At 70.4% G+C, this 8,642-nt stretch carries 7 protein-coding genes and 1 tRNA gene; 7 read left to right on the top strand and 1 reads right to left on the bottom strand.

Translation table 11 applies throughout. The features are described 5' to 3' along the window. Positions 1–183: 183 nt before the first annotated feature. The 3 genes from orn (at position 184) to ACZ6I3_RS18265 (ending at position 2,263) form a co-directional block, all read left to right on the top strand. On the top strand, positions 184–786 hold the full coding sequence (gene orn, locus ACZ6I3_RS18275; protein ID WP_469415668.1) for an oligoribonuclease: 603 nt from the start codon (positions 184–186) through the stop codon (positions 784–786). Positions 787–900: 114 nt separating this feature from the next. Then, positions 901–973: transfer RNA gene (locus ACZ6I3_RS18270), tRNA-His, on the top strand. 99 nt (positions 974–1,072) lie between these two features. Then, a complete protein-coding gene (locus ACZ6I3_RS18265; RefSeq protein WP_469415666.1) occupies positions 1,073–2,263 on the top strand; it encodes an MFS transporter in 1,191 nt (396 codons plus the stop codon). A 12-nt stretch (positions 2,264–2,275) separates the two neighbouring features. Here the strand turns inward: ACZ6I3_RS18265 and ACZ6I3_RS18260 are convergent, their stop codons facing one another. Continuing rightward, positions 2,276–3,331 carry a LacI family DNA-binding transcriptional regulator gene (locus tag ACZ6I3_RS18260; protein WP_469415664.1) on the bottom strand — a complete coding sequence of 352 codons (1,056 nt, stop codon included), beginning with the start codon at positions 3,329–3,331 and terminating at the stop codon, positions 2,276–2,278. A 398-nt stretch (positions 3,332–3,729) separates the two neighbouring features. On the opposite strand from ACZ6I3_RS18260, the gene ACZ6I3_RS18255 reads away from it, so the two are divergent. The 4 genes from ACZ6I3_RS18255 (at position 3,730) to ACZ6I3_RS18240 (ending at position 8,539) form a co-directional block, all read left to right on the top strand. Beyond that, positions 3,730–5,061: an ABC transporter substrate-binding protein gene (locus ACZ6I3_RS18255; protein WP_469415663.1), complete on the top strand. Its 1,332-nt coding sequence runs from the start codon at positions 3,730–3,732 to the stop codon at positions 5,059–5,061. 5 nt (positions 5,062–5,066) lie between these two features. After that, positions 5,067–6,080 carry a carbohydrate ABC transporter permease gene (locus ACZ6I3_RS18250; RefSeq protein WP_469415662.1) on the top strand — a complete coding sequence of 338 codons (1,014 nt, stop codon included), beginning with the start codon at positions 5,067–5,069 and terminating at the stop codon, positions 6,078–6,080. Positions 6,081–6,091: 11 nt separating this feature from the next. Further along, complete coding sequence (locus ACZ6I3_RS18245; protein ID WP_399028952.1) at positions 6,092–6,997, top strand: carbohydrate ABC transporter permease; 906 nt, start codon at positions 6,092–6,094, stop codon at positions 6,995–6,997. A 102-nt stretch (positions 6,998–7,099) separates the two neighbouring features. Next, positions 7,100–8,539 (top strand): GH1 family beta-glucosidase, encoded by a 1,440-nt coding sequence (locus tag ACZ6I3_RS18240; protein ID WP_469415660.1) that lies wholly within the window; start codon positions 7,100–7,102, stop codon positions 8,537–8,539. Positions 8,540–8,642 lie beyond the last annotated feature (103 nt).

Here is an 8,642-nt window from a genome sequence, read left to right as displayed (position 1 = left end):
CTCCTCTCGCGCCGATCCTCCCCCCCCCCCCCCCCCCCCCCCCTCCTCCCTCCCCCCCCCCCCCCCCCCCCCCCCCCCCCCCCCCCCCCCCCGGCGCCGTTTCCGAAGCAGGGCGGACCTTCAACGACAAGGTCACTGCACGGCCGGGCCGAGCCCGGGGCAGTGGGCCGTAAGGTTAGACACATGAACGATCGCATGGTGTGGATCGACTGCGAGATGACCGGCCTCTCGCTGTCGGACGACGCGCTCATCGAGGTGGCCGCCCTCGTGACCGACTCCGAGCTGAACGTGCTCGGCGACGGCGTGGACATCGTCATCCGGCCGCCGGACCGGGCGCTGGAGACGATGCCGGACGTGGTGCGTCAGATGCACACCGCGTCCGGGCTGCTCGCCGAGCTGCCGGACGGCACGACGCTGAAGGACGCCGAGGAGCAGGTCCTGGCGTATGTGAGGGAGTTCGTCAAGGAGCCGGGTAAGGCCCCGCTGTGCGGCAACTCCGTCGGCACGGACCGCGGCTTCCTGCTGCGCGACATGCCGACGCTGGAGGACTACCTCCACTACCGGATCGTCGATGTCTCGTCGGTCAAGGAGCTGGCCCGCCGCTGGTACCCGCGGGCGTACTTCAACAGCCCGAAGAAGAACGGCAACCACCGCGCGCTCGCCGACATCCGCGAGTCCATCGCGGAGCTGCGCTACTACCGCGAGGCCGTCTTCGTCCCGCAGCCCGGGCCCGACTCGGACACCGCGAAGAAGATCGCCGCGAAGCACGTTCTGCCTGCTCAGTAGGCGTGCCAGGGGCCCGTCGGGGAGCGCCGGGAAAGGTGGGCGCGAGCACCCCTTCGGACCCTGTACACTTTTTCTCGGCCGGTCAGGAAGTCACAGACCTCCAAGCCGGTCATGGTGGGTGTAGCTCAGCTGGTAGAGCACCTGGTTGTGGTCCAGGAAGTCGCGGGTTCAAGTCCCGTCACTCACCCTGAGTATTCAGCCGGTGGCTTCGTAAAAGAAGCCACCGGCTGAAGCTTTTTGCGCGCCTCTCCGGGGCGACGCGCCAGGCGGGGCTACCGTCGGCGCCATGGACGGTGGACACCGAGGGTGGCGGGCGTGTGTGCTCAGTGGGGCGGTGTTCGCCGTGTGCATGGCCGGGACCACGCTGCCGACTCCCCTCTACCCGCTCTACCAGGACAAGTTCGGGTTCTCCGAGCTGACCGTGACCGTGGTGTACGCCCTCTACGCCTTCGCGGTCATCGGTGTGCTGCTGCTGGTCGGCAACGCCTCGGACGCCGTGGGCAGACGGCCGGTGCTGCTGTGCGGCCTGGGGCTCGCCGCGGCGAGCGCCGTCTGTTTCCTGTGCGCCGGCGGGCTCGGCTGGCTGTACGCGGGGCGGCTGCTGTCGGGACTGTCCGCCGGGCTGTTCACCGGGGCGGCCACCGCGTACGTGATGGAGCTGGCGCCCGAGGGCGGCGCCGCCCGGGCCACGTTCGTGGCGACGGCCGCCAACATGGGCGGACTGGGCTGCGGTCCCCTGCTGTCCGGGGTGCTCGCGCAGTACGCACCCTGGCCGCTGTATCTGCCGTTCGTCACGCACCTCGCCCTGGTGGCCGCCTCCGCCGCCGTCCTGCTGCGGCTCGCGGAGACCGTACGGGAGCGGCGGCCGCTGCGCACCGTACGGCCGCAGTGGCCCGCTCTGCCCCCGCGGGTGCGGTCGGTGTTCGGGCCCGCGGCGACCGCCTCGTTCGTGGGGTTCGCGCTGTTCGGGGTGTTCACGTCGGTCAGCCCCGAGTTCCTCGCCGAGTCCCTGGGGGTGACCGACCACGCGGTGAGCGGGCTGGTCGTCGCGCTGGCCTTCTTCGCCTCGACCGCGGGCCAACTCGCGGTCGGCCGGGTCGGGGTACGGCGTTCCCTGCCGCTGGGCTGCGCCGGGCTTCTCGCCGGGCTCGCCCTGCTCGCGGGTGCGCTGCGGTGGGACCTGATGGCGCTGGTGGTGCTGAGCGCGCTCATCGGCGGGGCCGGGCAGGGGCTGGCGTTCCGCGGCGCGCTGTCCGAGGTGGCCGAGGCCTCGCCCGGGCACCAGCGGGCCGCGGTGATCTCGACCCTGTTCGTGGTGGCCTACGCGGGCATCTCGGTCCCGGTGATCGGCGTCGGCCTGCTGACGGGCCCCATCGGCCTGGAGGGCGCGGGCCTGGTGTTCATCGCGTGCATGGCCGTCCTGGTGTCGACGGCGGCCGCCTATCTGCTGCGGCGGCCGGCACCGGCCAGGACGTGACTCCGGCGACTGTCACGACGAGGCCCGGGACACCAGCTCCGTGGCCAGGACCATCTGGCGTCGCTCCAGGCCCCGGGACGCCGAGGGGCGGCGGTCGGCGATCTCCGTGAGCAGGAGGTCGATCATGCGGTGGCCCATCTCCTCGATGGGCTGGCGGACGCTGGTGAGGGGCGGCTCCATGTGGCGGGCGATGGCGGAGTCGTCGTAGCCGACGAGCGCCACGTCCTCGGGGATGCGGCGGCCCGCCTCGCGCAGGGCCTGGCGGGCACCGGCCGCGGTGACGTCGGAGGCGGCGAAGACCGCGTCCAGGGTGGGGCGGCGCTCCAGCAGGGCCGCCATGGCGCGGCGGCCGCCCTCCTCCGTGAAGTCGCCCGCCTCGATCAGCGCCTCGTCCGCCTCGTGGCCCGCGTCGCTCAGGGCGTCGCGGTAGCCCTCGATACGGCGCTGGGCACCGTAGACATCGAGCCGGCCGGTGATGTGGGCTATCCGGCGGCGGCCGCCGGACAGCAGGTGCTCGACGGCCTGGCGGCCGCCGCCGTAGTTGTCGGAGTCGACCGACGGGAGGGTCTCAGCAGAGGAGCGCGGGCCGCTGATCACCGCCGGTATCTCCAGCTGGGCCAGCAGGTCGGGCAGTGGGTCGTCCGCGTGCACGGAGACCAGCAGGACACCGTCCACCCGATGAGCCGCCAGGTACTGGGCGAGACGGGCGCGTTCGCGGTCGCTGCCGGCGAAGATCAGCAGCAGCTGCATCTCCGTGTCGGAGAGGGCCGCCCCGACGCCCTTCAGCATGTCCGAGAAGTACGGCTCCGCGAAGAACCGGGTCTCCGGCTCGGGCACGACCAGCGCGATCGCGTCCGTACGGTTCGCCGCCAGGGCGCGCGCGGCGGTGTTCGGGACGTATCCGAGCTCCGCGACCGCCGCCTCGACGGCCGCTCGGGTCGCGTCGCTGACCCGGGGCGAGCCGTTGATCACCCGAGAGACGGTGCCGCGGCCGACACCGGCGCGCGCCGCCACCTCTTCGAGGGTGGGCCGGCCACCGCTTCGGCCCCGCGCTCCGTGGCTTGCCATGGGCTCCGCCTTCCCGTCCACACCCGCACTCTGCGGCTGGCCTGGAATTTAACAGGCTCGTCAGCTGTAGTGACCGCCGCCGAGGGCTTGCCGCCCCCGGCCTCCGCTTGGGCCCCGCGGCCCGGTTCGACCGGCTCGATACCGCCGGCCCGGGCCGCAACGGGCCCCGCACCGGGTCCAGTTAACGGCCCGATAACTGAACGCATCTCTCCCTGTCCGGTCCCTTGACACCCCCGCCCCGACCCGCGAACCTTCAACACATCACTGGTGGGAGCGCTCCCACAGTACCTGACACATACACAACCCGCACGTTCCCCGCCCGAGCCGAAGCGAGTAAAAACGGGTCCAACAATGCAGTTGGCCGGGGGGTCGGCACGTCAGGGCAACAGGAGGACGCAATGCGAGCACGTACCCGATCCGCCCGCAACCGGGCGGTTGTCCTCGCGGCAGTCGCGTCGCTGGGCGCCGGGCTGCTGGCCGGCTGTGCCGACGACGGCGGCGGCGACGACACTTCCGGCTCCTCGTCCGGCGACAGCAGCGGCAAGACCACGATCTCGGTGGGGCTCTTCGGCACCATGGGCTTCAAGGAGGCCGGCCTCTACGACGACTACGAGAAGCTCAACCCGAAGATCAAGATCGAGCAGAACGTCGTAGAGCGGAACGAGAACTACTACCCGGCGCTGCTGAACCACCTCACCACCAACAGTGGTCTGCTGGACGTCCAGGCCGTCGAAGTCGCCAACATCGCCGAGGTCACGGCCACCCAGGCCGACAAGCTCGAGGACATGTCCAAGATCTCGGGCGTGAGCGAGAGCAACTGGCTGGACTGGAAGTGGCAGCAGGCCACGACCAAGGACGGCAAGACGATCGGCCTCGGCACCGACGTCGGCCCGATGGCGATCTGCTACCGCACGGACCTCTTCAAGCAGGCCGGACTGCCCACCGACCCCGCCGAGGTCGGCAAGCTGTGGGCCGGTGACTGGGCCAAGCTCGTCGACGTCGGCGAGCGCTACAAGTCGAAGGCTCCCAAGGGCACCTTCTTCATGGACTCCCCCGGCGGTCTGATCAACGCGATCCTGGGCAGCGAGAAGGAGAAGTTCTACGACTCCTCCGGCAAGGTCATCTACAAGACCAACCCCGCCGTGAAGGCCGCCTTCGACCTGACCTCCGAGGCCGCCGAGAAGGGTCTCGTCCAGTCGCAGACGCAGTTCCAGCCGTCCTGGAACTCCACGATCGCCAACAACAAGTTCGCCGCGATCGCCTGCCCGCCGTGGATGCTGGGCACGATCAAGGGCAACGCGAAGCCGGACGCGGCCGGCAAGTGGGCCGTGGCCGAGGCGCCCAAGGGCGGCAACTGGGGCGGCACCTTCCTCACCGTGCCGAAGAGCGGCAAGCACGTGAAGGAGGCCCAGAAGTTCGTGGCCTGGCTGACCGCGCCGGAGCAGCAGGCGAAGCTGTTCAAGGTGCAGGCCAGCTTCCCGAGCTCCCCGTCCACCTACACCATGCCCGAAGTGACGGGCGCCACGAACGACATGACGGGTAAGCAGGAGATCGGCCCGATCTTCGCCGAGGCCGCCAAGGCCGCCCCGGTCCAGGTGATCGGCCCGAAGGACCAGATCATCCAGCAGGGCCTGTCGGACAACGGCGTGTTCCTGGTGACGAAGGGCAAGTCGGCCAAGGAGGCCTGGGAGTCCGCGGTCAAGACCATCGACAACAAGCTGGACCAGTGACCCGTATGGCCACCCGTCACGACACCGCCGCGCCCCCCGTGGAGGGGGGCGCGGCCCCGGGCCGCCCGCCCGGGGACGCCGCGGGGGCGGAGAAGGAGCGGCGGCGCCGGGACCGGCTGTCCCGTCGCTGGCAGCGGGACATCCGCTGGAGCCCGTACGCCTTCGTGTCCCCGTTCTTCCTGCTGTTCATCGCGTTCGGCCTGTTCCCGCTGCTCTACACGGGCTGGGCCTCGCTGCACCAGGTGGAGCTGACCGCGCCGACCGACATGAACTGGGTCGGGCTGCGCAACTACACCCGCATCTTCGACGACGACTTCTTCTGGAACGCGGCGAAGAACACCCTGACCATCGGCATCATCTCCACCGTCCCGCAGTTGCTGATGGCGATGGGCATCGCCCACATCCTCAACTACAAGCTGCGGGCCTCGACCTTCTTCCGGGTCGCGATGCTCGCGCCGTACGCGACGTCGATCGCCGCCGCCTCGCTGGTGTTCGTGCTGCTCTTCGGCCGCGACTACGGCATGATCAACTGGGCGCTGGACTTCGCCGGCATCGACCCGCTCGACTGGCAGAACGACAAGTGGCCCTCGCAGATCGCCGTCTCGACGATCATCATCTGGCGCTGGACCGGCTACAACGCGCTGATCTATCTCGCCGCGATGCAGGCGATCCCCCAGGATCTGTACGAGTCGGCGGCGCTGGACGGGGCCAGCCGCTGGCAGCAGTTCATCCATGTGACGCTGCCGTCGCTGCGGCCGACGATCCTGTTCACCGTCGTCGTGTCGACGATCGGGGCGAGCCAGGTGTTCGGCGAGCCGCTGCTCTTCGACGCCAACAAGGGCACCTCGGGCGGCGCGGAGCACCAGTTCCAGACGCTCGGTCTGTATCTGTACGAGCAGGGCTGGGTGGCCCAGCACCTGGGCCGTGCCTCGGCGATCGCCTGGACGATGTTCCTGATCCTGATCGTCATCGGCATCGTCAACTACGTCATCTCGCGCCGGCTGCGCGCCAGTAGTTAGGAGTGGTGGCCGTGACGACGACTGTGACGCCCCCGGACACCAAGCCCGTCGAGAGTTCCAAACGCCCCCGGCTGCCGAAGTCGGCACGGGCCGGCGGGCAGCTGCACGGCGGTCCGATCGCCTACGCGATCCTGATCCTGTTCACGATCGTTTCGCTGTTCCCGCTGGTGTGGACGGCGATCGCCGCCTCGCGTGACAACCAGCGGCTCGCCGAGACGCCGCCGCCGTTCTGGTTCGGCTCCGGCCTCTTCGACAAGCTGGAGATCGCCTGGAAGGACGCCAACCTCGGCGAGGCGTTCCTCAACACCACGATCGTGGCGGGGGTTTCGGCGGCCACCATCGTCGTCCTGTCGACGATCGCCGGATTCGCCTTCGCCAAGCTGCGGTTCAGGGGCCGCGGCGCGCTGATGCTGATCGTGATCGGCACGATGATGGTGCCGCCGCAGCTCAGCGTGATCCCGCTGTACATGATGGTCGCCAAGCTCGACTGGACGGACCAGTTGCAGGCGGTGATCTTCCCGTCGCTGGTGAGCGCGTTCGGTGTGTTCTTCATGCGGCAGTACCTGATCCAGGCGCTGCCGGACGAGATCATAGAGGCCGCCCGGGTCGACGGGGCGAGCAGCTGGCGCGTGGTGTGGCACGTGGTGTTCCCGGCGGCGCGGCCGGCGATGGCCGTGCTCGGCATGCTGACGTTCGTACAGACCTGGAACGACTTCATGTGGCCGTTCCTGGTGCTGACCCAGATGGGCAACCCGACCGTACAGGTCGCGGTCGCGGGCCTGGGCCGCGGGTACACCCCCGACCAGTCCCTGATCATGGCCGGCGCGCTGCTGGGCACGCTGCCGCTGCTGCTGGTCTTCGCGATCTTCGGCAAGCAGATCGTGGGCGGCATCATGCAGGGCGCCGTGAAGGGCTGACGCCCGCGTTCCTTTCCCGGGGGCCGGGTCATCGCCGCCTCGGCCCCTCGCTTCTCTTCCCTCCACCGTCGCCTCTCCACGACCCCCAATGGGAGCGCTTCCATGCCTGATTCCGAGAACCCGGCCACCGCGGTGACCTTCCCTCCGGCCTTCGTCTGGGGCGCGGCCACCTCCGCGTACCAGATCGAGGGCGCGGTGCGGGAGGACGGCCGTACGCCGTCGATCTGGGACACGTTCAGCCATACGCCGGGCAAGACCGTCGGCGGCGACCACGGTGACATCGCTGTCGACCACTACCACCGCTACCGCGAGGACGTGGCGATGATGGCGGACCTGGGCCTGGGCGCCTACCGCTTCTCCGTCTCGTGGTCGCGGGTGCAGCCGACCGGCCGGGGCCCGGCCGTCCAGAAGGGCCTGGACTTCTACCGCCGGCTGGTGGACGAGCTGCTGTCCAAGGGCATCAAGCCGGCCGTCACGCTCTACCACTGGGATCTGCCGCAGGATCTGGAGGACGCGGGCGGCTGGCCGGAGCGCGACACGGCGTACCGCTTCGCGGAGTACGCGCAGATCGTCGGTGAGGCGCTGGGCGACCGTGTCGAGCAGTGGATGACGCTCAACGAGCCGTGGTGCAGCGCGTTCCTCGGCTACGCGTCCGGGGTGCACGCCCCGGGCCGTACGGATCCGGCGGCCTCGCTGCGTGCCGCGCATCATCTGAACCTGGCGCACGGTCTTGGCGCGTCGGCGCTGCGGTCGGTGATGCCGGCCCGCAACCAGGTCGCGATCGCCCTCAACTCCGCGACCGTGCGGCCGCTTTCGCAGAACCCGGCGGATCTGGCGGCGGCCCGGAAGATCGACGACCTGGCCAACGGGGTCTTCCACGGCCCGATCCTGCACGGCGCCTACCCGGAGTCGCTGTACGTGGCGACGTCGGACCTCACCGACTGGGACTACGTCCTGGACGGCGACCTGACGCTGATCAACCAGCCGCTGGACGCGCTGGGCCTCAACTACTACACGCCCGCGCTGGTCTCGGCGGCGGACGCGGCGGCGCGGGCGCCGCGGGCCGACGGCCACGGGGCGAGCGACCACTCGCCGTGGCCGGCCGCGGGCGATGTCGCGTTCCACCAGACGCCCGGTGACCGCACGGAGATGGGCTGGACGATCGACCCGACCGGTCTGCACGAGCTGATCATGCGCTACACCCGGGAGGCGCCGGGCCTGCCGCTGTACATCACCGAGAACGGCGCGGCCTACGACGACAAGATCGACTCGGACGGCCGGGTGCACGACCCGGAGCGGGTCTCCTACCTCCACGGCCATCTGTCCGCGGTCCGCCGCGCGATCACCGACGGCGCCGATGTCCGCGGCTACTTCCTGTGGTCCCTGCTGGACAACTTCGAGTGGGCGTACGGCTACGGCAAGCGCTTCGGCGCGGTGTACGTGGACTACGCGACGCTCCAGCGCACGCCGAAGTCCAGCGCCCTGTGGTACGGGAAGGCGGCGCGCACCGGGGCGCTGCCGCCACTGGAGCCGGCCGCCTAGGCCGCCCCTGGGGGAGCGGGGAAGGGGGGGGGGGGGGGGAGGGGGGGGGGGGGGGGCGGGGGGTTTGGGGGGGGGGGGGGGGGGGGTTGTTCTTCCTCCTTGC

The sequence above is a fragment of the Streptomyces sp. NPDC041940 genome, from assembly GCF_055589465.1.
Note: the sequence above shows the minus strand (reverse complement) of the source record. Positions and strands in the feature narration are given on the sequence as shown.

What these genes read in the sequence shown, in the direction of transcription:
- orn (WP_469415668.1), top strand. Translation starts at nt 184, where the DNA reads ATGAACGATCGCATGGTGTGGATCGACTGCGAGATGACCGGCCTCTCG.
- ACZ6I3_RS18265 (WP_469415666.1), top strand. Translation starts at nt 1,073, where the DNA reads ATGGACGGTGGACACCGAGGGTGGCGGGCGTGTGTGCTCAGTGGGGCG.
- ACZ6I3_RS18260 (WP_469415664.1), bottom strand. Translation starts at nt 3,331, where the DNA reads ATGGCAAGCCACGGAGCGCGGGGCCGAAGCGGTGGCCGGCCCACCCTC.
- ACZ6I3_RS18255 (WP_469415663.1), top strand. Translation starts at nt 3,730, where the DNA reads ATGCGAGCACGTACCCGATCCGCCCGCAACCGGGCGGTTGTCCTCGCG.
- ACZ6I3_RS18250 (WP_469415662.1), top strand. Translation starts at nt 5,067, where the DNA reads ATGGCCACCCGTCACGACACCGCCGCGCCCCCCGTGGAGGGGGGCGCG.
- ACZ6I3_RS18240 (WP_469415660.1), top strand. Translation starts at nt 7,100, where the DNA reads ATGCCTGATTCCGAGAACCCGGCCACCGCGGTGACCTTCCCTCCGGCC.